Source organism: Dactylosporangium sp. NBC_01737, assembly GCF_035963215.1.
Lineage (GTDB): Bacteria > Actinomycetota > Actinomycetes > Mycobacteriales > Micromonosporaceae > Dactylosporangium.
In genome coordinates this window covers 1,151,648-1,174,778 of the sequence record NZ_CP109153.1, presented here as the reverse complement: position 1 = coordinate 1,174,778, position 23,131 = coordinate 1,151,648, and the positions used below count along the sequence as shown (strand labels likewise).

Here is a 23,131-nt window from a genome sequence, read left to right as displayed (position 1 = left end):
ATGCGGACCATTCGGGAGGAATGCGCTTATGCGCCGTAGGGTTTTGCTGGTGACCGGGGTGTGCGCCGTGATCGCGCTCGCCGGGGCAGGTGTCGCCGCGGCGACGTCGTTCGCCCCCGCACGACCGCCGGCGACCGCGTTCGCGGCGCCCGCGCACGACGAGCCCGCCCCCGAGCCGTCAGGGATCCTGGAGGCGGTGAGCGGCGGCACCATCGACCGCGCCACGACGTTCCGCTACCCCGGCGCCGACTACGTGAAGGTCCACTTCTCCCGGCTCCAGCTCGACCCGGGCGACACGGTCAAGGTCGCCGACGCGACCGGCACCGAGGTCCACCGGTACAGCGGCGCACAGCTGAGCGACACGGACAACTGGACGATGTCCGTGTCCGGCGAGTCGGCCACGGTCAGCGTGGAGCGGGCCGGGACCGACCCGCTGGGCATCCGGTCCAGGCTCGCCGGCCTCGGCGTCACCGTCGACCGGGTCGCCCGCGGCCAGACCCCTGCGGAACGCGCGGACGCCACCGCGAAGCGCAAGGCCGCGGCCGCCGCGCAGCGCCACGAGGAGAGCATCTGCGGGCACGACGAGAAGCAGGACGCCGTCTGCTACAAGTCGGCCGACCCCGTCGCGTACGCCAACGCCAAACCGGTCGCACGCATCCTCATCAACGGCGTCGAGCTGTGCACCGCCTGGCGGCTCGGCGCGAACAACCGCATGATGACCAACCACCACTGCTTCACCACGACCCGCGAGGCCCGCAACACCGAGGTCTGGTTCAACTACGAGTGCGCGCAGTGCGGCGGCGGCGCCACCCTGCGCCCCACCAAGGTCATGGGCGACCAGGTCCTCGCCACCGACGACGTCCTCGACTACACGCTGTTCACCGTGCGCAACTTCGACGCGATCGCCCGCTTCGGCTACCTGCAGCTGGACGACCGCGCCCCGGTCCGCGGCGAGGAGCTCTACATCCCGCAGCACCCCCGCGGCATGCCGACCGTCATCACCACCCACGACACCAGCGAACGCAGCGGCAACTGCGCGGTCGCGAACCCGGCCTACGACGGCTACGACGTCGACACCGACATGTCCTACTACTGCGACACCGACGGCGGCTCCTCCGGCTCGCCCGTCATCTCCCGGCACACCAACAAGGTCATCGCCCTGCACCACTTCGGCGGCTGCCCCAACTCCGGCGTGCGCATGGACCACATCGCGGCGGACATCAGGAACCTTCTGTAGAGGTTTGTAGAGGTTTGTAGAGGTCCTGTGCAGGGCCGGGCCCGGGCTGCACCGTCGGGTAGCGTTTTCCGACATGCGAAACGTGCGCCCGGCCTTGTGGTTCGACCTGGTGCTCCTGGCACTCTTCGCGGCGATCACCATCGCCCTGGCGCTGCGCACCCCGCTGCTGTCGGTCGATCTCGCCGTCCGCGACCTGGTCGACGCGCACCGGCCCTCATGGGCGTACTGGACGGCCCGCGTCTTCAACTACCTCGGCCAGGGCGGTCAGGTCCTCACGCCCCTCGCCGTCCTGACCGCGATCTACGTCGGCTGGCGCACCCACTCCATCCGCCCGGCCCTGCCCGTGCTCGGCGGCTTCGTCATCACGTACCTGACGATCGGCCCCCTGAAGCTGTGGACCGACCGGCTCGCCGCCAGCTCGCCCGACCCGGACCATCCCGAGTACCTCTTCCACGCCGACGCCGGCATGTCCTACCCGTCGGGCCACGTGGTCAACGCGATCGTCTGGTACGGCGTGCTCGCCATCCTCCTCGGCGGCCTCCTGCGCCCCGGCCAGCTGCGCGCCATCCGCTACGGTGCCCCGGCCGTGGTCCTGTTCACCACGACGTTCCTGAGCTTCCACTGGCTCACCGACGGCCTCGCCGCCATCTGCCTCGGCGTCGTGCTGGACCGCATCCTGCAACGCGTCCCCTGGGACACCGTCCCCCTGCCCGCCTGGTTCGCCACGCGCGGCTGGTCCGGCCCGATCGAACCCCCGAAGCTCGCCGAACCCGCGGGTCTGCGGTAGCAGCAAACCCGCAGAGCCGGCGAACTCGCCGCGGGTCATGAGAGCCAGGTGCCGGCGCGCATGACGCGGGTGACGTGCAGGGACTGGTCGAGCAGGACGAGGTCGGCACGGAGGCCGGGGCGCAGTGTGCCGAGCTCGTCGCCGAGGCCGATGGCGGCGGCGGGGGTGGTCGAGGCCATGCGGGAGGCGTCGACGAGGGACAGGCCGGCGCCCGCGGCGCGGCGGAAGGCGGCGTCCATGGTGAGGGTGCTGCCGGCGATCGAGCCGTCGCGGGTCAGGCGGGCCACGCCGTCGGCGACGGCGACGCCCTGGCCGCCGAGGTCGTATTCGCCGTCGGGCATGCCGGCGGCGGCCATCGCGTCGGTGATGAGGGCGGCGCGGGCGGGGCCGGTGACGGAGACCGCGAAGGCGAGGGTGCCGTCGTGCAGGTGGACGCCGTCGGCGACGAACTCGCAGGTCACGGGGGTGGCGCCGAGCAGGGCGAAGACGGGGCCGGGCTGGCGGTGGTGCGGGGGGCGCATGCCGTTGAAAACGTGGGTGCCGACCGTGGCGCCGGCGTCGACGCCCGCGAGGGTCTCCTCCCAGGTGGCGTCGGTGTGACCGATGGCGGCCACGACGCCGCGGGAGACGAGCAGCTTGATCGCGTCGAGGGCGCCGGGGAGCTCGGGGGCGACGGTGACCATGCGGACGGCGCCGTCGCCGGCGTCGATGAGGGTGGTGAGCTCGTCGAGGGACGGATGGCGCAGGTACGCCGGGTTCTGCGCGCCGCAGCGGGCCTGCGACAGGTACGGGCCCTCGAAGTGCATGCCGGCCAGGACACCCTCGGTGACCAGTGGCGCGAACGCCTTCGTGGCGGACAGCATCAGGTCCGGGGGCGAGGTGACGAGGCTCGCCAGCAGCGTGGTCGTGCCGTGGCGCAGGTGGTACGCCGCTGCGGTGCGGGCCGCGTCGGGATCGCCGGTGGTGAACGTGGCGCCGCCGCCGCCGTGGACGTGGATGTCGACGAACCCGGGCACGACGGTGGTCCCATCGGATCCGGACCGGGACTCGCCCACCTCGGCGATGCGGCCCCCTTCGATCCGGACGAAGCCGTCCTCGATGACGCGGTCGCCCGCGATCACCCGTACGCCGGACACCACCGTCATCGCGTTCCTCCTGTGCTGTTGTCGTGCGGGCTGTCCAGCGCGTGCAGGCTGTCCAGTGCGAGCAGGGCGGCGCCGAGGCAGCCGGCCTCGTCGCCGAGCGCGGCGCGGGTGATGGTCGGCTCGCGGTGGAACGTCACACGCGCGTGGACCCCTGCCCGCAGCGGGGCCAGCAATGCCTCGCCCGCCTCGGCGAGGCCGCCGCCCAGGACGATGACCGCCGGGTCGAACAGCGCGATCCCGGTCATCAGCCCATCGGCGAGGGCGTCGACGGTCTCCTGCCACACGGCGACCGCGACGGGTTCACCCTCGGCGGCGAGCCGGGCGACCTCTTCGGCGGTGGCGGGGCGGCCGGCCTGCTCGCCGTACCGGCGACCGACCGCCGATGCGGAGGCGATCGCCTCCAGGCAGCCGCGCTGGCCGCAGCCGCACATCGGTCCGTCGGGGCGCACCACGATGTGGCCGATCTCGCCCGCGGCACCGTGCGCGCCGGTGTAGACCTGCCCGTTGACGACGTTGGCCGCGGCGATGCCGGTGCCGATGGGGATGACCAGCACATACGAGTGGTCCCGCCCGGCGCCCAGCCGTGCCTCGGCGAGCCCGCCGGCGCGCACGTCGTGGCCCAGCGCGGCGGGCAGGCCGAGGCGCTCCTCCAGCAGGGCCTTGAGCGGCACGTCGCGGAAGCCGACGTTGGCGGCCCAGACGGCGACGCCGTTGCGCTCGTCGATCACGCCGGGGACGGCCACGCCGGCGGCCCGCGGGTCGAGGCCCTTCGCGCGCGCGGTCGCGGCGAGGCCCTCGGCGATGTCGAGGATCGTCGCGACGACGGCGTCGGAGCCGCGCTCACGGCCGGTGGCGTGTCGCTCGGAGTGCAGGACCGTGTGCCGTGTGTCGCCGTCGGCGCCGACCAGTGCACACTTGATCCCGGTGCCCCCCACATCGAGGGCGATCACGGTCTGCGTCATGTGTAGCTCGTCCTCGCGCTGATCGATGTGGCATGAAACTCGGCGGGTTCGCGCATCATTGCGCACAGTCGGGCAGGCTGGCAACCGTACCCCGCGGGTTAGTTCGAGCAGTTGCCTTTGCGTTTACCCGTAGTTTCGCGCATTATTGTGCACACATCTCGCACCGTACGCGCAGGGGAGGGGCCAGTGGACCGCTATGCGCGCTGGAACGCGCTCCTCGAGATCCTCACCGACAGCGGCCGGATCAGCGTCGAGGACGCGGCCGAGCGCCTCGACGTCTCGCAGGCGACGATCCGCCGCGACTTCGACCAGCTCGCGCAGCAGCAGATGATCACCCGCACCCGCGGCGGAGCGGTCGCCAACGGCGTCTCGTATGACCTGCCGCTGCGGTACAAGACGGCCAAGCACGCGCCCGAGAAGCAGCGGATCGGCGCCGCCGCGGCCGCGCTGGTCTCGCCCGGCATGGTCGTCGCCCTCAACGGCGGCACCACGACCACCGAGGTCGCCCGCGCCCTGGCCGTGCGCCCCGAGCTGACCGGCGGGGTCGACGACGCCCAGCTCACCGTGGTCACCAACGCCCTCAACATCGCCAACGAGCTGCTCGTGCGCTCCCGCATGAAGATCGTGGTGACCGGCGGCGTGGTCCGCCCGCAGTCCTTCGAGCTCGTCGGCCCGCTCGGCGGCAACATCCTGCGCGACGTCACCCTCGACATCGCCCTGCTCGGCGTCGACGCGCTCGACGTCACCCTCGGCGCGGCCGCCCACCACGAGGGCGAGGCGGCGATGAACAGCCTCATGGTCGCCCGCGCCCGCCGGGTCGTCATCATCGCCGACAGCTCCAAGCTCGGCGGCCACGCGTTCGCCCGCATCTGCCCGATCGACCGCATCGACACCCTGGTCACGGACTTCAACGCCACCCCCGAGACCCTGGCCGCCTTCACCGCCGCCGGCGTCAAGATCGTGACTGCGTAGCCCGCTGCGGGTGCGGGCGGTCCTGGTGGCACGCCGGTAGGCTGGGCGAACCCCGGACCCCTGCGGATCAGAGCCTTGGAGCGACGATGAAGCGCGACGACCTCGCCGCCGCTCGTGTCCCGGCGTCCCGGTCCACCCAGGACGCCGACGACTTCGTCGACACCGACCTGTCCACGGACGCGCTTGACGCCACTGACGCCGCCACTGCCGACGACGGGCTTGACGTCGCCGACGGGCTTGACGTCGCCGACGAGCTTGACGTCGCCGACGAGCTTGACGTCGCCGACGAGCTTGACGTCGCCGAGGCGGAGGAGCCGCCGGAGCTCGACGACCGCGGCAAGCAGATCCTGGACTTCGAGCGCCAGTGGTGGCGCCAGGCGGGCTCCAAGGAGCAGTCCATCCGCGACACGTTCAACCTGTCCGCGACGCGCTACTACCAGCTGCTCAACGCCCTGCTGGACGACCCTCTCGCCCTGGCACACGACCCCGTCGTCGTCCAGCGCCTCCGCCGCCTGCGCGCCTCAAGGTCCCGCCGTCGCTGAACGCCGCGCGCCCACCGGTCTGCGCGTCGTTCGCCGCCAGGACCGGGACGGGTGCGGCGACGTTCGCCGTGCTGCTCGGCGCGGTGGTGCTCATCGTTCGTCTGCTGCCCGCCGGTCGCTCGCCGACCCGTGCTCGGCGCCGGGCTGACAGCTCGGCGGGCTCAGCGGGACTGTTGCTGCTCGGCGTAGGCGGCGAGCCAGGCGACCTGGACCGGGTCCAGGGACGGGCGGACGCGTTCGCGGGCGAGGGCCACGTGGGCGGCGGTGACCTCGGTGGCCTCCAGGGACTCGCGCATCGCGGCCAGGGCGGACTCGCGGATCAGCGCCGTGCAGTCGGCGGCGGAGAAGCGCTCCAGTGACGCCGCGAGGGCCTTCAGGTCGACGTCGGCGGCGAGGGGTACGGCCTTCGACGCGGCCCGCAGGATCTCGGCGCGGGCGTTCGCGTCCGGGGGTGGGACGAAGACGAGACGTTCGAGCCGGCCGGGGCGCAGCAGCGCGGGGTCGACCAGGTCGGGCCGGTTGGTGGCGCCGATGACGACGACGTTGCGCAGGGACTCGACGCCGTCGAGCTCGGTCAGCAGGGCGGCGACGACGCGGTCGGTGGTGCCGCCGTCGGTGGCCTGGCCGCGGGTCGGGGCGAGCGCGTCGACCTCGTCGAGGAAGACCAGCGTGGGGGCGGCCTCGCGGGCGCGGCGGAACAGTTCGCGGACCGCGCGCTCGCTCTCGCCGACCCACTTGGACAGCAGCTCGGCGCCCTTGACCGACAGGACGTTGGCCTTGCCGGTGCCGGCGATCGCCTTGACCAGGTAGGTCTTGCCGCAGCCGGGCGGGCCGTACAGCAGGACGCCGCGTGGCGGCTCGACGCCGAGGCGGGAGAACGCGTCCGGGTAGGACAGCGGCCACAGGACGGACTCGGTGAGGGTCTGCTTCACCTCGACCATGTCGCCGACGTCGTCGAGGGTGACCTTGGCCAGCTCCAGGGACGACTCGGCCATCGACGTGGGGCGCACGACCTCCAGGGCGGCGTCGAAGTCGGCCATCAGCACCAGTGGCGGCTCGCCCTCGCGGCGGTGGCGCAGCGCTGCCCGTACACCGGCCTCGCGGGACAGGGCGGCCAGGTCCGCGGCGACGAAGCCGGGGGTGCGGGCGGCGACGTCGTCGAGCCGGACGCCCTCGTCCAGGGGCATGCCGCGGGTGAGGACGGTGAGCTGCTCGCGGCGCAGGGCGGCGTCGGGCAGCGGGACCGCGATCGTGTGCGCCAGCAGGCCGGGGGAGTGCAGGGCCGGGTCCACGGACTCGGGGCGGCTGGTGGTGCACACGACCGCCTCGCCCTCGCGGATGAGCTCGCCGATCAGCTGGCGGAACACGGTCGACAGGGGGCCGGGCTGGTCGCGCGGTGCGAGGGCCTCGACGTCGGCGACCAGCAGGATCGCCGGGCCGGGCGCGCGCACCTCGGCGGCGGCCTTGCGCAGCCGGGCGGCGGCGTCGTTGTTGGTGAGGGCCGCGAGCTCCGGGGCCCACAGCGGCACGACCCGCGCCTGCACGCTGGTCGCGACGACGTGGACGAGGTCGGACTTGCCGGAGCCGGCGGGGCCGGTCACCAGTACCCCCAACGACACCGACGTGCCGAGCTTCGCCAGGACGTTTCCGTGGTGGAAGCCGAGGTCGAGCAGCTCGACCAGCTGCTCCGCCTGCGCGCGCAGCCCCGGAAGGTCCGCCAGCGTCGGCGCGTCCTCCTCGAAGGCGGGCGCGGTGATCACACTGCCCGGGGCGTGCGTGGCGTGCCCGTGCTGCCAGCCGACCGCGGTGTCCATGGTGACCAGCGCGCCCGGGTCGGGCTCGGCGGTGACGACGGTGAGCAGGGCGCTGGTCCAGGCGTAGCCGACGGTGTTGGACAGGCTGCGCCGCGCCGCCTCGAAGACGCCGGGGTCCAGCGACGTGAGCGACACGTCCTGCGGCAGCAGCGACACGTTGTCACCGACGGTGACGACCTTGCCGAGCAGCGCCAGCCGGAGCATCTCCGGGGACACCACCGCGGCGATCTCCGCCGGCCCGGCGAGGGTCACGGACACTGCCGCCCGCAGCGGCGCCGCCGACACGGTGACCTGGCCGCCGTCGCGCAGGCCCAGGTTGCCCAGCAGGAGATCGTCGGCGTAGAGCAGGGCGCGGCTGGCGCTGGCCTCGGCGACCGCGGCGATCCCGGCCGACGCGCGGCGGCCGGTGAGCGTGATGGGGTCGCCGGCGCGCAGGCCCAGGGCGGTGAGCACCTCGGGGTGGAGCCGGACCACGCCACGGCGGGCGTCCAGCGCCGCTGGGCGCAGACTTGCGGTGAGCGTCAAGGTCGCGGACACGAAGCCGAGCGTATAACCCAGCGGCTTGCCTCGACCGCTTGCTGAGAGGGCGCTGAGGAATTCGTCAGGGCGCAACATCGGTTGCGTACGTTTGGCCGATGCGTCTCTTACCGCGTCTCAACCGGCGCAGGGTCATGGCCGGCTCGGTGGTCACCCTGCTGCTGGTCGGCCTGGTCGGCTGGGCGGTCATCCCCTCGCCCGCCACGTTCCGCACCGAGGAGCAGAGCATCACGGTGCGCACCGGCCCCGACGACGCGACCGAGGTGACCCTCGACACCACGCTGTACCTGCCCAAGAAGAGCGGGAAGAAACCGGCGATCCTGCTCGCGCACGGGTTCGGCGGCACCAAGCAGAGCGTGAAGTCCGACGCTCAGGACTTCGCCGACCTCGGCTACGCGGTGCTCACCTGGACCGCGCAGGGCTTCGGGCGCTCCACCGGCGAGATCCACGTCGACAGCCCCGACTGGGAGGTCAAGGACGCGCAGCGGCTGCTGGACTGGCTCGCCGCCCGTCCGGACATCCAGACGGACGCCGCCGGCGACCCGCGCGTCGCGGCGGTCGGCGGCTCCTACGGCGGCGCGCTGGCGCTCCTGCTCGCCGCGCAGGACTCCCGGGTCGACGCGATCGTCCCGATGATCACCTGGAACGACCTGTCCCGCGTCTTCCTGCCCGAGTCGACCGGTCAGGGCGCCACGGCCGGCGTGTTCAAGAAGCAGTGGGCCGGGCTGTTCTTCGGCTCCGGCAGCGCCGACCCCGTCGCCGACGTGCTCAGCGGCGGCGGTGCCCCGCCACAGCGGACCCCGACCGGCGACGCGCAGTGCGGGAGGTTCGCCAGGGACATCTGCGAGGCGTACCTGGACATCGCCACCACCGGCAAGGCCGACGAGGACGCGATCGCGCTGCTGCGGCGGTCCAGCCCGGCGCCGGTGCTGAGCCGGATCAAGGCGCCGACGCTGGTGATCCAGGGCCAGGTCGACACGCTGTTCCCGCTCAGCGAGGGCGACGCCAACGCCCGCGGCATCGCCGCCGCCGGCACCCCGGTGCGGGTCGCCTGGTTCACCGGCGGCCACGACGGCGGCAGCGGCCCCCAGTCCGAGGTCGACCGGCTGCGGTTCCTGACCGCGCAGTGGCTGGACCATTACGTCAAGGGCAACGGCAAGGCGCCGGAGAACAGCTTCACCTACTCGCGCGTCTCGGGCCTCAACGCCCAGGGCCGGGGCCTCGTCACGGCCGCGTCGAAGCTGGACACGTACCCGGGCATCGCCGGCACCTCGACCGAGAGCGTGTCGCTCACCGGCGCGCCGGAGGACATCGCCAACCCGCCCAACGGCAACCCCGCCGGGATCTCCTCCCTGCCGATCGCCAACATCGCCAGCCTGCTCGGCACCGGCGTGTCCGCGGAGATCCCCGGGCAGCACGCCGACTACACCTCCGCGGCGTTGCCCGCGACGCTGGACGTGGCCGGCGCGCCGACGGTGCGTATCCGGGCCGCGTCGCCGACCGGCGAGGCGGTGCTCTTCGTCAAGCTGTACGACGTGCCCGCGAAGGGCGCGGCGTCGATCCCCGACGGGCTGATCGCCCCGGTACGGCTGACCGGGCTGCCCAAGAGCATCGCCGACGCGCAGCCGGTCACCGTGACGCTGCCCGCCGTCGTGCACCGCTTCGAGGCGGGCAGCCGGGTGCGGATCACCGTCGCCGCCGCCGACACCGCCTACTGGTCACCGCCGGACCCGGTCGTCTACCAGGTCGCCGTCGACGGGGCGCTGACGGTGCCGAACGTCGCCGGGACACCGCTGGCCAACCCGAACGTCATCTGGCGGTACGTGCTCGCCGCGCTCGTCGCGCTCATCGTGGTCGGGCTCGCCGTCACGCTGCTGGTCGCCCGCGGCCGGGCCAGGCGCATCGAACGCCGCGTCGACCCCGACCTCGTCGACACGCCGCTCGTGGTGCGCGGGCTGCGCAAGACGTACGGGGACTTCGTCGCCGTCGCGAAGGTCGACTTCACCGTCCAGCGTGGACAGGTCGTCGGCCTCCTCGGACCCAACGGCGCCGGCAAGACGACGTCGCTGCGGGTCCTGATGGGGCTGACCCGGCCGAGCCAGGGCGAGATCCTCGTCTTCGGCCATCAGCTGCTGCCGGGTGCGCCGGTGCTGTCCAGGGTCGGCGCGCTGGTCGAGGGGCCGGGATTCCTGCCACACCTGACCGGTCTGCAGAATCTCCACCTGTACTGGGCGGCGACCGGCCGTCCCAAGGACGACGCGCACTTCGACGAGGCGTTCGAGATCGCGGGTCTCGGCACGGCGGTCAACCGGCGGGTCAAGACCTACAGCCACGGCATGCGCCAGCGCCTCGCCATCGCGCAGGCCATGCTCGGCCTGCCCGAGCTGCTGGTCCTGGACGAACCCACCGACGGGCTCGACCCGCCGCAGATCGCCGAGATGCGCAAGGTGCTGCGCCGCTACGCGACCGGTGGCCGGGCCGTCCTGGTCTCCAGCCACCTCCTCGCCGAGGTCGAGCAGACCTGTACCGACGTCGTCGTGATGCACCGCGGCGAGGTCGTCGCGGCCGGCAAGGTCGACGACATCGTCGGCGACTCCCCGACCGTGCAGCTCGACGTGTCCGACGTGGACGCCGCCGAGAAGGTCCTCGAGGAGCTCGAAGGGATCCGCTCGGTCGCCTGGTCCGGCGGCAGCGGCCTGGTCGTCGACATCGACGGCGTGCCCAGGTCGGAGGTCGTCGCCGCGCTCGTGCGGGCCGGCGTCGGGATCGACCGGGTGACCCCGCGGCGGCGGCTCGAAGACGCGTTCCTGTCGCTCGTCGGCGGCGACACCAAGGCCAGTGGGGAGCGGTCATGACCACGTCCGTAGATGTCGTCGGCGGTGCTGCGGGCTACCGGCCCGGCGCCACCCTCTCGCTGTGGACGGAGATCCGCCGCCAGGCGGCCCGCCGCCGCACCCAGATGGCGCTGGGCTTCATGGTCCTGCTGCCGCTGATCATTCTCGTCGCGTTCCAGCTCGACAACGGCGGCGACGACGAGGGCGGCAGCGGTGGCGAGTTCGCCCGCCTCGCCGACCTCGCCACGGCCGGCGGCGCCAACTTCACCCTCTTCACCCTGCTGGTCTCCTCCGGCTTCCTGCTGGTGGTCGTCGTCGCCCTCTTCTGCGGCGACACGGTGGCCAGCGAGGCGTCGTGGGGCAGCCTGCGGTACCTGCTGGCGATGCCCGTCCCACGGGCCCGGCTGCTCGGCGTCAAGGTGACCGCCGCGCTGCTCTACTGCCTGGTCGCGATGCTGGTCCTGGTCGGCACCGCCCTGCTCGCGGGCACCCTGCGCTACGGCTGGGCGCCGCTCAACGCCCCGATCGGCGGCGAGATCGCGGCCGGCACGAGCGTCGTGCGGCTGCTGGAGATCGTCGGCTACCTGTGCGTCTCGCTGCTGGTGGTCGCGTCGCTCGCGTTCCTGCTGTCCGTGTCGACCGACGCCCCGCTCGGCGCCGTCGGCGGCGCGGTCCTGCTGCAGATCCTGTCCAACATCCTCGACCAGATCACCGCGCTCGGGACCATCCGCAACTTCCTGCCCACCCACTACGGCGACGCGTGGCTCGGCCTGCTCTCCACCCCGCTGCAGACCGACGACATCGTCAAGGGGTGCATCGCCTCCCTCGCGTACGCGACGATCTTCTTCTCACTGGCATGGTGGCGATTCCTGCGAAAAGACGTGGTCAGCTGAAGTCATTTCACGTACTGGCCGGTAGGGTGCCGGTCCATGCGAACTTCGGCGCTCCGCGGTGCGTGGCTGCTCGTCCTCGGCCTCGCCGCGCTGTCGGGCACTCTCTACTACGACCAGGCCAACATCGCCGTTTGGACCAGCTACAAGCCGTCGTCCAACGCGATGAACGGCCCGGCCGAGGCGCTCACCGCGCAGATCTTCACCCTGATCGGTGCGTTCGCGGCCGCGGCGGTCGGGTCCCTGGTGCTGGTCTGCGCGCTGCTGTTCGCCACCGGCAGGAAGCTCGGGCACTGGGCGCTACGGCTGACCGTGGTGCTGACGTTCGTGCTGCTCTCGCTGGTCGCGATGGTGGTCGTGGTCGCGTCGCTCACCGGTGACGCGCCGACCGCCCTGATCGACACGCCGGCGTGGCTGCTGCTCGCCGAGTGGGCCGCGGTCGGGACCGCTTTGCTGGGCGCGGGCATCACAACGTCGACACTTTGGCAGTTCACCCCCGCCGAGGCCGACGCCCCCTCAGCAGCCTGGCGCTGACCGCATCCTCGATAACGGCCTGCGCGTCGCAGCGGTCGAACGGCGATCATCTCGTTCCTGCTGGTGATCGAAGGATGGATCTGGTCGCGGGGGTGGCCGCTGCGGTCCTTTGATCACGGGGGTGGGCCGGGCCGCCGTGTGCTCGCGCGTTGCGGCGGTCGGAACGGCGATCATCCTGCTCCCGCTGGTGATCGAAGGACGGATCTGGTCGTCCGAGTGGCCGCTGCGATCCTTTGATCACGGGGCGGGCGGGTCGGCCGTGTGCTTGCGCGTTGCGGCGGTCGGAACGGCGGGCATCCTGCTTCCGCTGGTGATCGAAGGATGGATCTGGTCGCGGGGGTGGCCGCTGCGGTCCTTCGATCACAGAGGGGCGGCCGGGCCGCCGTGTGCTTGCGCGTTGCGGCGGTCGGAACGGCGGGCATCCCGCTTCCGCTGGTGATCGAAGGATGGATCTGGTCGTCCGGGTGGCCGTCGCGGTCCTTCGATCATGGCGCGGGGCGATCATTGTTCCGTGCGGCCGTGGGTGGCGGGCGCGGGCCCAGGGCTGGGTTCTTTGATCGTGGACGGGTGATCGAAGGCGTCGGGTGGTTGTCCGGGTGGCCGGTCCGCGACTTCGATCACGGTGGGAGCCGGGGATGCCGGGCGACGCCGCGGGGATGGTGGTCGCTGTCGGTGATCGAAGGATGGGACTGGTTGTCCGGGTGGCCGTTGCGGGCCTTCGATCATGGCGGTGGTGGGCGATCACTGCGGCGCGGCCGTGGCCGAGCGGGCCGCGGATGCGGGCCGGCCGGCGGCTGCGGGTTTGTCGCGGCCGCAGGTCGCGGCGGCGGGTTTGTCGCGGCCGCAGGTCGCGGCGGCGCAACTGCACGCGGAGGTGGCAGGGAGGCCGTTCACGGCCGACCGGTGGCTGACGGGAGCGGCGGACCGTGCGCACGGCGGACCGGAGCAGGAAAAAGCGGACCGAGCGCCTGAAGGCTAGGCAGTGCGGTAGCCGGGGATCGTGCGCATCGGGGGGCGGTCCGGGTGGGCGATGTCGTGGTCGGCAGGGGTGACCGTGGTGTCGTGGCGTTCGAACTGGGTGAGGGTCGGCCACGACGGGTGGCCGGGGAAGACGCGCGAGTGGATGGTGTGCAGGATCGTGGCGGCCATGCGGCCGAGGGCGGCGGTGTCCTGGTGGCCGTGGGTGCGCTGGCCCAGGTCGACCTGGGCGATGGCGTCGAGGCCGGCGGTGCGGTAGGTGTCGATGAGCAGGCCCGTCTCGACGCCGTAGCCGGCCGCGAAGGGCAGGGACTCCAGCAGTGAGCGGCGGGCGGCGTATTCGCCGGCGAGGGGTTGCACGACGCCGGCCAGTTCGGGGAAGTACGCGTTGAGCAGGGGGCGGGCGGCGAGCTCGGTGACGCGGCCGCCGCCGGCGGCGGAGACGTCGAGCAGCGGGCGGTCGTAGAAGGCCTTCACCATCAGGGTGGCCGGGTCCTCCAGCAGCGGGCCGAGCAGGCCGGTGACGAAGTGCGGGCGGAAGTCGGTGAGGTCGGCGTCGACGTAGACGAGGATGTCGCCGGTGGCGACGGCGAGGGCCTTCCACAGCACCTCGCCCTTGCCGGGGCGGGAGCCTGTCGCAGGGAGGATGTCGTCGCGGTGGTGGACGGTGGCGCCGGCCCGGCCGGCGACCTCCGCGGTGCGGTCGACGGAGCCGGAGTCGACGACGATCACCTCGTCGACGAGGGGGATGAGGGTGCGCACGCCGGTGACGATCTCGGCGACGGTCGGCTCCTCGTCCAGTGCGGGCAGCACGACGCTGACGCGGGTGTCGCCCTTGCGGCGCCGGAGGTCGGCGAGGGGCCAGTCGCGCCAGGTCGAGGTGCGCTTGGCGAACCAGGCCGCCGCGTCGGGATGCATGAGTGAAACCGTAGTCAGGTCCATCCCGTGAGATGACTCATACGGCGCCGCCCGTGTCGGCCCTTACACTGAAACACGCAGGACATACGCGCACGACACAACTGAATACCTCATCCAGAGGGGCAGAGGGATACGGCCCGATGAAGCCCCGGCAACCCCTGCGACACGTCTCGATGCTGAGGCCGGTCGCGGTAGGTGCCAAATCCGTCCCGGTGCGCAAGGCCATGCACCTGGGGAAGATGAGAGGAAGGCCTCCATGACCTCGACGCTCAGCGTCTTCACCGACTCTCCCGCCCGCCACCTGGTCTGCCGTGGCTGTGGCGCTCAGTTCCCGCTCGCGGCGCAGCACGCCTGTTACGAGTGTTTCGGCCCCCTTGAGGTGGGTTATGACACCGAGGCGCTCGGCCGGGTCACCCGGGAGCAGATCGAGGCGGGCCCGCAGAACATCTGGCGCTATGCGCCGCTGCTGCCGGTCGGCACCGACCCCGCCAGCCGCGTCACCCTCGACCCGGGACTGACCCCGCTGGTCAAGGCCGACCTGCTGGCCAAGGCGCTCGGCATCACCGGGCAGCTGTGGGTGAAGGACGACTCGGCCAACCCGACCCACTCGTTCAAGGACCGGGTCGTCTCGGTGGCGTTGACGGCGGCGAAGGCGCTGGGGTTCACCCGCTACTCGTGCGCCTCCACCGGCAACCTGGCCAACTCGGTCGCCGCGCACGCCGCGCGGGCCGGGGTGCCCTCGACCGTGTTCATCCCGGCCGACCTGGAGCCCGGCAAGGTCGTGATGAGCGCCGTCTACGGTGGCCAGGTCGTCGCGATCGAGGGGTCCTACGACGACGTCAACCGGCTGTGCTCGGAGCTGACGGAGACCGACGAGTTCGAGGACACCGCGTTCGTCAACGTCAACGTCCGGCCGTTCTACGCCGAGGGCTCCAAGACGCTGGGGTATGAGGTGGCCGAGCAGCTCGGCTGGCGGATCCCGGCGCAGGTCGTCATCCCGATGGCCAGCGGCGAGCTGCTGACGAAGATCGACAAGGCGTTCAGTGAGCTGGTCGAGATCGGGCTGGTGCCGGCGTCGGAGTGGACGGTGTTCGGGGCACAGTCCGCGGGCTGCAACCCGATCGCGGTCGCGCTGCACAAGGGCACCGACGAGATCGTGCCGGTCAAGCCGACGGGCATCGCCAAGTCGCTCAACATCGGCGACCCGGCCGCGGGGGTCTATGCGCTCGAGTCGGTGCGCCGGACCGGCGGCTGGATGGAATACGTGGACGACGACGAGATCCGCGCCGGCATCGAGCTGCTCGCCCGCACCACCGGGGTGTTCGCCGAGACCGCCGGCGGGGTCACCGCGGCGGTGCTGAAGAAGCTGGTCGAGACCGGCAAGCTCGACCCGTCGAAAGAGACGGTCGTCTTCAACACCGGCGACGGGCTGAAGACCCTCGACGCCGTCGCCGGGACGGTCGGCCCGACGCACCGGGTGAAGCCGTCATTGAAGTCCGTGCGCGAGGCGGGCCTTTTGAGCTGATGGCTGATTTTTTTGTGCAACCGGCGCACAACGGTGACGCTCGGTGTTGGTCCGGCTGCGTTTGAGAGAGCGCTTCCACGCTTGGACGAGGGGCGACTCATCCGATCGACGGAGTTGACCGCGACGCATTGTGATCGCGGTCAAGCCGTGCGTCTCGAAGCCACCCCGCGAGGGACTTGACGACCTCAGGACCGCGCGCCAGGATGCTCGATGCGGGAGGACGTGTCGCCGCGAGGCCCGGACCCTGGTCCAGGCCCGCGACCACAACACCGGAGGTGTTGGCGAGCGTCCTCTCGACCAATTTCCGGGCCGGGTTATATCTGTTGTCGCCCGGCGGCCGGTGGGCCACCCTGGCGGCATGAGTCAGGATCTGCGCATCGTCGAGCTGGACGTCGATGACCCGACGGCGGTCGACGCGGCCTACATCATCGGTAACGAAGCGATAGCCACCGATCTGCCGGACCTCCCGCCGATCTGCCGCCACGAGCACGACGTGCGGGTCCGGCTGCCGATGCCGGGCGCCGACCGGCACACCTTCCTGGCGTACCGCGGCGAGGAGCCGGCCGGTCTCGTCCAGGTCGACCTGCCGGTCTACGACAACCTCGACAAGGCGATCCTCGACGTGCTGGTGCTCAAGCAGCACCGCCGCCAGGGCGTCGGGCGGGCGCTGTACCGGCACGCGGTCGACTTCGGGCTGGCCCGCGGCCGCACCTCGGTGATGGGCTTCAGCGTGATCACCGATCGTGACGGCGCGCCGATCGGCTCCTCGGCGCCGTTCGCGGCCGCGATCGGCCACGAGAACAAGCTCCTCGACGTGCGCCGCCGGCTCGACCTGTCCACCGCCGACGACGTCGAGCTGGACCGGCTGCTCGCCGAGAGCTGGCCGAAGGCGGCCGGTTACCGGTGCGTCCAGTGGGGAAACATCCCGCCGGAGGAGCTGATCGAGGACCTGGCGCTGCTGGACAGCTCCTTCATGGAGGAGACCCCGAACGGCGACCTGGACTACGAGCCGGAGAAGATCGACGCCGACCGGCTCCGCCGGAGTTCGGCGGTGCGCGCGCAGTACGGTGCCCGGCGGTACGAGACCGGCATCGTGCACGAGGCGACCGGCCGGCTCGTCGCGTGGACCGCGATGCGGGTCGCGAAGACCATCGACTGGCATGCCTGGCAGCTGATCACGCTGGTGCACCCGGAGCACCGCGGCCACCGGCTCGGCATGATCGCCAAGGTGGTCAACCTGCGGACCCTGCGCGCGCAGGAGCCCGCGGTACGCGTGATCGACACGTTCAACGCCGAGGTCAACGCCCACATGATCGGGATCAACGAGGCGATGGGGTTCCGCGCGGTGGACCGCTGGGCGAACTGGCAGGCATCAGTCGCGTGAGCGGTCCTCGTACATGGCGAGGAAGATCGAATATGGCCTACCCTCGGTGCCTTCGCGGTTGGCGTATTCGTCCAGCAGCAGCTGGAAGCGATCCTGCAGTTCCTGCCACTCCTCCGGCGTGAGGCGCAGACCGAGGCGGGCGAGGTTGGCCGCCCCGGTCTCGCCCTCCAGCAGCGCGAGCTCATGGTGGAAGGCCTCCAGCATCGCCTGGTCGGCGCCGCCGCCGTCGAGCTGCCAGGACTTGCGCGTCGAGAGGTAAGGCACCTCGCGGGACCCGCGCGGCCCGCGGCGCTCCTCCTGTGGCACCAGGAAACCCGTCGCGACCAGCGTCCGGACGTGGTGCAGCACGGTGGCGGGGTTGGCGTCGAGCCGCTCGGCGATCTCCTTGTTGGTGAGCGCCCGGTCCAGGCAGAGCCGGATGATGCGCAGGCGGACGCCGGAGGCGAGTGCCCTGGCCTCCGCGTCGGTAGCTGGTCGCCGCATCGTTCGATTCTACTGATTGACTTTTCCCAATCAGTCACCGACAGTGGGCTGGTGAGACTCGGGCTGCTCCGCGATCACGACTTCCGGCTGCTGTTCACCGCGGACACGATCAGCCAGGTCGGCACGCAGGTGACCCTGCTGGCACTGCCATTGGTCGCGGTGCTCACCCTGGAAGCGACCGCGCTGGAGGTCGGGGTCCTGGCCGCGTGCGAGACCGCCGCCTTCCTGCTCGTCGGGCTGCCCGCCGGGGCGCTGGTCGACCGGCTGCGCCGGCGCGGGACGATGGTCGTGGCCGATGTCCTGCGGGCCGCCCTGCTCGCCTCAGTGCCGCTGGCATGGTGGATGGATCAACTGCACATGCCGCAGCTGTACGTGGTGGGCCTGCTCTGTGGGGTGTGCACGGTCTTCTTCGACGTGGCGTACCAGAGCTACCTGCCGTTCCTGGTCGGCAAGGAGCACCTGGTCGAGGGCAACGCGCGCCTCGAGATGGTCCGCTCCACCTCCCAGATCGCCGGCCCGACGGTCGCCGGTGGCCTGGTCAAGCTGCTCGGCGGGCCCTGGGCGATCGCCACCGACGCGGCCAGCTACCTCGTCTCGGCGCTGGCGCTGTGGCGGATCCGCAAGATCGAGGAGCGGCCCACCCGCAAGCCCGACCCCCACCTCGGCCGAGAGATCATGGAGGGCCTCCGGTTCGTCCTGGGCAACCGGCTGCTGCGGGCCATCTCGATGTGCACGGGCACCGGCAACTTCTTCGGCTCGATCATGAACGCGATGCTGATCATCTATCTCGCCCGGAACCTGGCGTTGTCGCCGGCGGTCATCGGGTTGTGGTTCAGCGTCACCGGCCTCGGCGCGCTCGCCGGCGCGTTCCTGGTCGGGCCGTTCGTGCGCTGGTTCGGCCAGGGCCCGACGATGTGGATCTCGATCCTCGGCGGGTCGCTCGGCCTGCTGCTCGTGCCGCTCGCCCAGGCCGACTGGCGGCTGTGGCTGGCCGCGCCCGGTTACGTGGTGTTCGGCATCGGGGTCGTCGTCTACAACGTCACCCAGGTCAGCTTCCGGCAGCTGATCACGCCCGACGACCTGCTCGGCCGGATGAACGCCACGATGCGGTTCATCGTCTGGGGCACGATGCCGATCGGCGGGCTCGTCGGCGGCCTGCTCGGCCACTGGATCGGTGTCCACGAGACGCTCTGGGTCGGCAGTGCCGGATCGCTGCTATCCGTGGTGCCGATCCTTCTGTCACCCTTGCGGAAGCTCCGCGAGTTGACGTCCGCACCCTCCGCGGGCACGGAAGTGGTGCGGAAGTAGGCCGATCTTGCGGTTGTGACAGGTTGCGTGGTTCCAGTCGCGGCTTCCGGTCACAACCGCAAGGTCGGCGCTTCCCAGATGGCAGGATGGCAGCATGGAGAACTCACACCCCATGTTCACCACCCACACCGACACCCTCGAGCGGGCGCTGACCGCGATCGCCGAGCGTGCGTACTGGTCGGCGTACCCGGAGTCGCCCAGCCCCCGCGTCTACGGCGAGCACGCCGCGGCCGACGGTGAGGCTGCCTTCCGTGCGTACCTCGGCAACGACTTCCCGCTCAAGGACCAGCCGGCGATCACCGACTGGGTCGCCACCGAGTCCTCGCCGTTCGGCATCCCCCTCGACGTGCGCTATCCGCACCTGGACGTCGACGGCCTGCTCGCCGCCGCGGCGGCCGGGATGCCCGCCTGGCGCGACGCCGGGCCGCAGACCCGCGCCGGGGTCTGCGTGGAGATCCTCGCCCGGCTGCACGCGAACGCGTTCGAGCTGGCCAACGCCGTGCACGCGACCACCGGTCAGGCGTTCGTCATGGCGTTCCAGGCCGGCGCCCCGCACGCCTTCGACCGGGCGCTGGAGGCGATCGCCTACGCGTACCGCGAGATGGCCCGCACCCCGGCGACCGCCACCTGGGAGAAGCCGGCCGGCAAGGGCGACCCGCTGCGGATGAGCAAGACCTTCCACATCGTGCCCCGCGGCATCGCGCTGGTGATCGGCTGCAACACGTTCCCGACCTGGAACTCCTTCCCCGGCCTGTTCGCGTCCCTCGCCACCGGCAACCCCGTCGTGGTCAAGCCGCACCCCGGTGCCGTGCTGCCGCTCGCGATCACTGTCAAGATCGCCCGTGAGGTGCTCGCCGACGCCGGCTTCGACCCCAACCTGGTGCTCCTCGCGCCCGAGGCGCCGGGGGAGGGGCTGGCCAAGGTCCTCGCGTTGCGCCCCGAGGTGCGCATCATCGACTTCACCGGCTCGACGGAGTTCGGCGACTGGCTGGAGGACAACGCCCGGCAGGCCGCCGTGTACACCGAGAAGGCCGGGGTCAACACGATCGTCGTCGACTCGACCGACGACTTCGCCGGCATGTGCCGCAACATCGGCTTCTCGCTGCTGCTGTACTCCGGCCAGATGTGCACGACGCCACAGAACGTGCTGGTGCCCGAGGGCGGCATCGCCACCGAGGACGGCCATCGCTCCTTCGACGACGTCGCCGCCGGGATCGCCGGCGCGGTCGCCGCGCTGACCCGCGACCCGGCCAAGGGCGTGGAGCTTTCCGGCGCCATCGTCAATGACGGCGTCCTTCGCCGGTTGGAGAAAGCCCGCACGCTCGGCACGGTGGTGCTGGAATCGTCAGACGTTACGCATCCGGTATTTCAGAACGCGACCGTCCGCACGCCACTCATCGTGCGACTCGACGCGGATGCGTCGGCCACCTATGGCACCGAGTGGTTCGGTCCCATTTCGTTCGTTGTCGCCACCGATTCCACGGTGGGCAGTTTGCGGATCTTCGCCGACACTGTCGGTAAGAAGGGCGCATTGACCGCCTCGGTCTATTCGACGTCTGCCGATGTGCTGGACGCGATGGAAGAGGCCGCACTCCAGGCCAGTGTTCATTTGTCAGTCAACCTTACCGGCGGTGTCTTCGTGAACCAGTCGGCGGCGTTTTCGGACTTCCATGCCAGTGGCGCCAATCCTGCCGCCAATGCCGCGCTCACTGACGGTGCGTACGTGGCCAGCCGGTTCCGCGTGGTGCAGTCGCGCAGGCACGTGTAGTCGGGGCCTTGTCGGCATCTTGTCGGCGCTTAGTCGACTGGCGATGTTTGCGCCGGCAAGAAGCGGCACGCAAAGGTCCCATCGGAAACCTTTTGTGTGCGCATGATTCGTGACCTTGCTGTCCGATTTGGGGCTGTCGGGCCTCGGGTTATCTCGTGTACCGTCCGTTTCGGTCGTCGATCCTCGCGCCGGTGCCACCCCACAGGCCCGGCGTGGCCGGCCGAGGGCCTCAAGGCTGGTCCCCACAGCCAGCCGGAGTGACGAAGAGGGACCGAAGTAGAGGAAGTGCACCGTGGCACAGGGCACCGTCAAGTGGTTCAACAGCGAAAAGGGCTATGGCTTCATCGCCGTCGACGGGGGGCAGGACGTCTTCGTCCACTTCTCGGCGATCGAGATGGATGGCTACAAATCGCTGGAAGACGGACAGCGCGTCGAGTTCGAGATCGCGCAGGGCCAGAAGGGCCCGCAGGCGGAGAAGGTTCGTCATCTCGCCTGAGACATCGTCTGGATTCACCCCGCCGGGGCACCGTTCTCATTTATGAGGAACGGTGCCCTGCGTCTATTCCGGCATTGTTCGTACCATTCATGCCTGGTTTGTCGGCCTTGGGGCGCTTCGACCACCCGTGTCGTCACCTCGGGTTTGCTTGCACTCGACGGGGCAGAGTGCTAAACAGGAGTTGGCACTCGCGTCAGGTGAGTGCCAACGGTCGGGGCGGTGCAGCGCCTGGGCGCGGGAGCGTCGAGGGGCTGGTCGTCGCGGGCTCATCCGGCCCGACCACCGGGGATCCCACCGGGTCCTTGAAGGTGCGAAAGCAGGCGGTGAGCCGCCGGCCCCACGTGGGTCGAGGCGTAACCGGAGTGTCCAGGAGGACAACGCCGAATGGCCAAGATTATCGCGTTCGACGAGGAAGCGCGCCGCGGCCTCGAGCGGGGCATGAACACCCTCGCCGACGCCGTCAAGGTGACGCTGGGCCCCAAGGGCCGCAACGTCGTCCTCGAGAAGAAGTGGGGCGCGCCCACCATCACCAACGATGGTGTGAGCATCGCCAAGGAGATCGAGCTCGAGGACCCCTACGAGAAGATCGGCGCCGAGCTGGTCAAGGAGGTCGCGAAGAAGACGGACGACGTCGCCGGTGACGGCACGACGACCGCGACCGTCCTCGCCCAGGCGCTGGTTCGTGAAGGTCTGCGCAACGTCGCCGCGGGTGCCAACCCGATGGCGCTGAAGCGTGGCATCGAGGCTGCCGTCGCGTCTGTCGCGTCGGAGCTGGCCAACCTTGCCAAGGACGTCGAGACCAAGGAGCAGATCGCTTCCACGGCCTCGATCTCCGCCGGTGACTCCACGGTCGGCGAGATCATCGCCGAGGCGATGGACAAGGTCGGCAAGGAAGGCGTCATCACCGTCGAGGAGAGCAACACCTTCGGGCTGGAGCTGGAGCTCACCGAGGGCATGCGCTTCGACAAGGGCTACATCTCGCCGTACTTCGTCACCGACACCGAGCGGATGGAGACGGTCCTCGACGACCCCTACATCCTCATCGTCGAGTCGAAGATCTCCGCGGTGAAGGACCTCCTGCCGGTGCTGGAGAAGGTCATGCAGTCCGGCAAGCCCCTCGCGATCATCTCCGAGGACGTCGAGGGCGAGGCTCTCGCGACCCTGATCGTGAACAAGATCCGTGGCACGTTCAAGTCCGTCGCCGTCAAGGCCCCGGGCTTCGGTGACCGCCGCAAGGCGATGCTCACCGACATCGCGATCCTGACCGGTGGTCAGGTCATCTCCGAGACCGTCGGTCTCAAGCTGGAGAACGCGACCGTCGACCTGCTGGGCAAGGCCCGCAAGGTCGTCATCACCAAGGACGAGACCACGATCGTTGAGGGCTCCGGCGACGCCGACGGCATCAACGGGCGGGTGGCGCAGATCCGGGCCGAGATCGAGAAGTCGGACTCGGACTACGACCGGGAGAAGCTGCAGGAGCGGCTGGCGAAGCTCGCCGGTGGCGTTGCGGTGATCAAGGTCGGTGCGGCCACCGAGGTCGAGCTCAAGGAGCGCAAGCACCGCATCGAGGACGCCGTGCGCAACGCGAAGGCGGCCGTCGAGGAGGGCATCGTGCCCGGCGGTGGTGTCGCGCTCGTGCAGGCCGGCAAGTCGGCGTTCGACAAGCTGGACCTGGTCGGTGACGAGGCCACCGGCGCCAACATCGTCAAGGTCGCCCTGGACGCCCCGCTGCGCCAGATCGCGGTCAACGCCGGCCTCGAGGGCGGCGTCGTGGTGGAGAAGGTCCGCAACCTGGAAGCCGGGTGGGGCCTCAACGCCGCCACCGGCGACTACGTGAACCTCCTCGCCGAAGGCATCATCGACCCGGCCAAGGTCACCCGCTCCGCTCTGCAGAACGCCGCCTCCATCGCGGCGCTCTTCCTCACCACCGAGGCAGTGGTCGCGGACAAGCCGGAGAAGACCCCGGCGCCGGCGGGTGCGCCCGGCGGCGGCGACATGGACTTCTGAGTCCAGTTCT

Annotated in this window: 19 protein-coding genes and 1 riboswitch; of the genes, 14 read left to right on the top strand and 5 right to left on the bottom strand. The window is 70.9% G+C overall.

The window, feature by feature from the left end; all coding sequences use genetic code 11:
* Positions 1–49: 49 nt before the first annotated feature.
* Entirely contained in the window at positions 50–1,237 is a 1,188-nt protein-coding gene (locus tag OHA72_RS05325) for a trypsin-like serine peptidase (RefSeq protein WP_327006721.1), read from the top strand.
* A gap of 73 nt (positions 1,238–1,310) precedes the next feature.
* Entirely contained in the window at positions 1,311–2,024 is a 714-nt protein-coding gene (locus OHA72_RS05320) for a phosphatase PAP2 family protein (protein WP_327006720.1), read from the top strand.
* A 35-nt stretch (positions 2,025–2,059) separates the two neighbouring features.
* Here OHA72_RS05320 and nagA read toward each other — a convergent pair whose 3' ends face one another.
* Entirely contained in the window at positions 2,060–3,169 is a 1,110-nt protein-coding gene (nagA, locus tag OHA72_RS05315) for an N-acetylglucosamine-6-phosphate deacetylase (protein ID WP_327006719.1), read from the bottom strand.
* Entirely contained in the window at positions 3,166–4,131 is a 966-nt protein-coding gene (locus OHA72_RS05310) for an ROK family protein (protein WP_327006718.1), read from the bottom strand. The genes nagA and OHA72_RS05310 overlap by 4 nt, the downstream gene beginning before the upstream one ends.
* A gap of 186 nt (positions 4,132–4,317) precedes the next feature.
* On the opposite strand from OHA72_RS05310, the gene OHA72_RS05305 reads away from it, so the two are divergent.
* Entirely contained in the window at positions 4,318–5,103 is a 786-nt protein-coding gene (locus OHA72_RS05305; RefSeq protein ID WP_203848668.1) for a DeoR/GlpR family DNA-binding transcription regulator, read from the top strand.
* An 86-nt stretch (positions 5,104–5,189) separates the two neighbouring features.
* Positions 5,190–5,645: a DUF3263 domain-containing protein gene (locus OHA72_RS05300; RefSeq protein ID WP_327006717.1), complete on the top strand. Its 456-nt coding sequence runs from the start codon at positions 5,190–5,192 to the stop codon at positions 5,643–5,645.
* 161 nt (positions 5,646–5,806) lie between these two features.
* Here OHA72_RS05300 and OHA72_RS05295 read toward each other — a convergent pair whose 3' ends face one another.
* A complete protein-coding gene (locus OHA72_RS05295) occupies positions 5,807–7,996 on the bottom strand; it encodes an AAA family ATPase (protein ID WP_327006716.1) in 2,190 nt (729 codons plus the stop codon).
* 98 nt (positions 7,997–8,094) lie between these two features.
* Between OHA72_RS05295 and OHA72_RS05290 the strand changes: the two genes are divergently transcribed.
* From OHA72_RS05290 to OHA72_RS05275, 4 genes are all read left to right on the top strand, one after another.
* Positions 8,095–10,851 (top strand): alpha/beta fold hydrolase, encoded by a 2,757-nt coding sequence (locus tag OHA72_RS05290; RefSeq protein ID WP_327006715.1) that lies wholly within the window; start codon positions 8,095–8,097, stop codon positions 10,849–10,851.
* The gene (locus OHA72_RS05285) at positions 10,848–11,723 is read left to right on the top strand and encodes an ABC transporter permease (RefSeq protein WP_327006714.1); all 876 of its coding nucleotides are present in this window, start codon (positions 10,848–10,850) and stop codon (positions 11,721–11,723) included. The genes OHA72_RS05290 and OHA72_RS05285 overlap by 4 nt, the downstream gene beginning before the upstream one ends.
* A 36-nt stretch (positions 11,724–11,759) precedes the next feature.
* The gene (locus tag OHA72_RS05280; protein WP_327006713.1) at positions 11,760–12,254 is read left to right on the top strand and encodes a hypothetical protein; all 495 of its coding nucleotides are present in this window, start codon (positions 11,760–11,762) and stop codon (positions 12,252–12,254) included.
* Positions 12,255–12,978: 724 nt separating this feature from the next.
* The gene (locus OHA72_RS05275) at positions 12,979–13,233 is read left to right on the top strand and encodes a hypothetical protein (protein WP_327006712.1); all 255 of its coding nucleotides are present in this window, start codon (positions 12,979–12,981) and stop codon (positions 13,231–13,233) included.
* Here OHA72_RS05275 and OHA72_RS05270 read toward each other — a convergent pair.
* Positions 13,230–14,150: a glucosyl-3-phosphoglycerate synthase gene (locus OHA72_RS05270; RefSeq protein ID WP_327006711.1), complete on the bottom strand. Its 921-nt coding sequence runs from the start codon at positions 14,148–14,150 to the stop codon at positions 13,230–13,232. The genes OHA72_RS05275 and OHA72_RS05270 overlap by 4 nt on opposite strands.
* 107 nt (positions 14,151–14,257) lie before the next feature.
* A riboswitch (SAM riboswitch) is annotated at positions 14,258–14,396 on the top strand.
* 10 nt (positions 14,397–14,406) lie between these two features.
* Between OHA72_RS05270 and thrC the strand changes: the two genes are divergently transcribed.
* Positions 14,407–15,675: a threonine synthase gene (thrC, locus tag OHA72_RS05265; RefSeq protein WP_327006710.1), complete on the top strand. Its 1,269-nt coding sequence runs from the start codon at positions 14,407–14,409 to the stop codon at positions 15,673–15,675.
* A gap of 358 nt (positions 15,676–16,033) precedes the next feature.
* On the top strand, positions 16,034–17,059 hold the full coding sequence (locus OHA72_RS05260; protein ID WP_327006709.1) for a GNAT family N-acetyltransferase: 1,026 nt from the start codon (positions 16,034–16,036) through the stop codon (positions 17,057–17,059).
* Here the strand turns inward: OHA72_RS05260 and OHA72_RS05255 are convergent.
* Positions 17,048–17,542, bottom strand: a complete 495-nt coding sequence (locus OHA72_RS05255; protein WP_327006708.1) for an ArsR/SmtB family transcription factor — start codon at positions 17,540–17,542, stop codon at positions 17,048–17,050. The two genes, OHA72_RS05260 and OHA72_RS05255, sit on opposite strands and share 12 nt — an antisense overlap.
* A 51-nt stretch (positions 17,543–17,593) precedes the next feature.
* On the opposite strand from OHA72_RS05255, the gene OHA72_RS05250 reads away from it, so the two are divergent.
* The 4 genes from OHA72_RS05250 to groL all read left to right on the top strand — a co-directional run bounded on the left by OHA72_RS05250 (position 17,594) and on the right by groL (position 23,121).
* Positions 17,594–18,850 (top strand): MFS transporter, encoded by a 1,257-nt coding sequence (locus OHA72_RS05250; RefSeq protein ID WP_327006707.1) that lies wholly within the window; start codon positions 17,594–17,596, stop codon positions 18,848–18,850.
* Positions 18,851–18,944: 94 nt separating this feature from the next.
* On the top strand, positions 18,945–20,618 hold the full coding sequence (paaN, locus tag OHA72_RS05245; RefSeq protein ID WP_327006706.1) for a phenylacetic acid degradation protein PaaN: 1,674 nt from the start codon (positions 18,945–18,947) through the stop codon (positions 20,616–20,618).
* Positions 20,619–20,910: 292 nt separating this feature from the next.
* On the top strand, positions 20,911–21,114 hold the full coding sequence (locus OHA72_RS05240; protein ID WP_203848689.1) for a cold-shock protein: 204 nt from the start codon (positions 20,911–20,913) through the stop codon (positions 21,112–21,114).
* A gap of 384 nt (positions 21,115–21,498) precedes the next feature.
* Positions 21,499–23,121, top strand: coding sequence for a chaperonin GroEL (gene groL / locus OHA72_RS05235; protein ID WP_327006705.1), 1,623 nt, complete (start codon positions 21,499–21,501; stop codon positions 23,119–23,121).
* Positions 23,122–23,131: the final 10 nt, after the last annotated feature.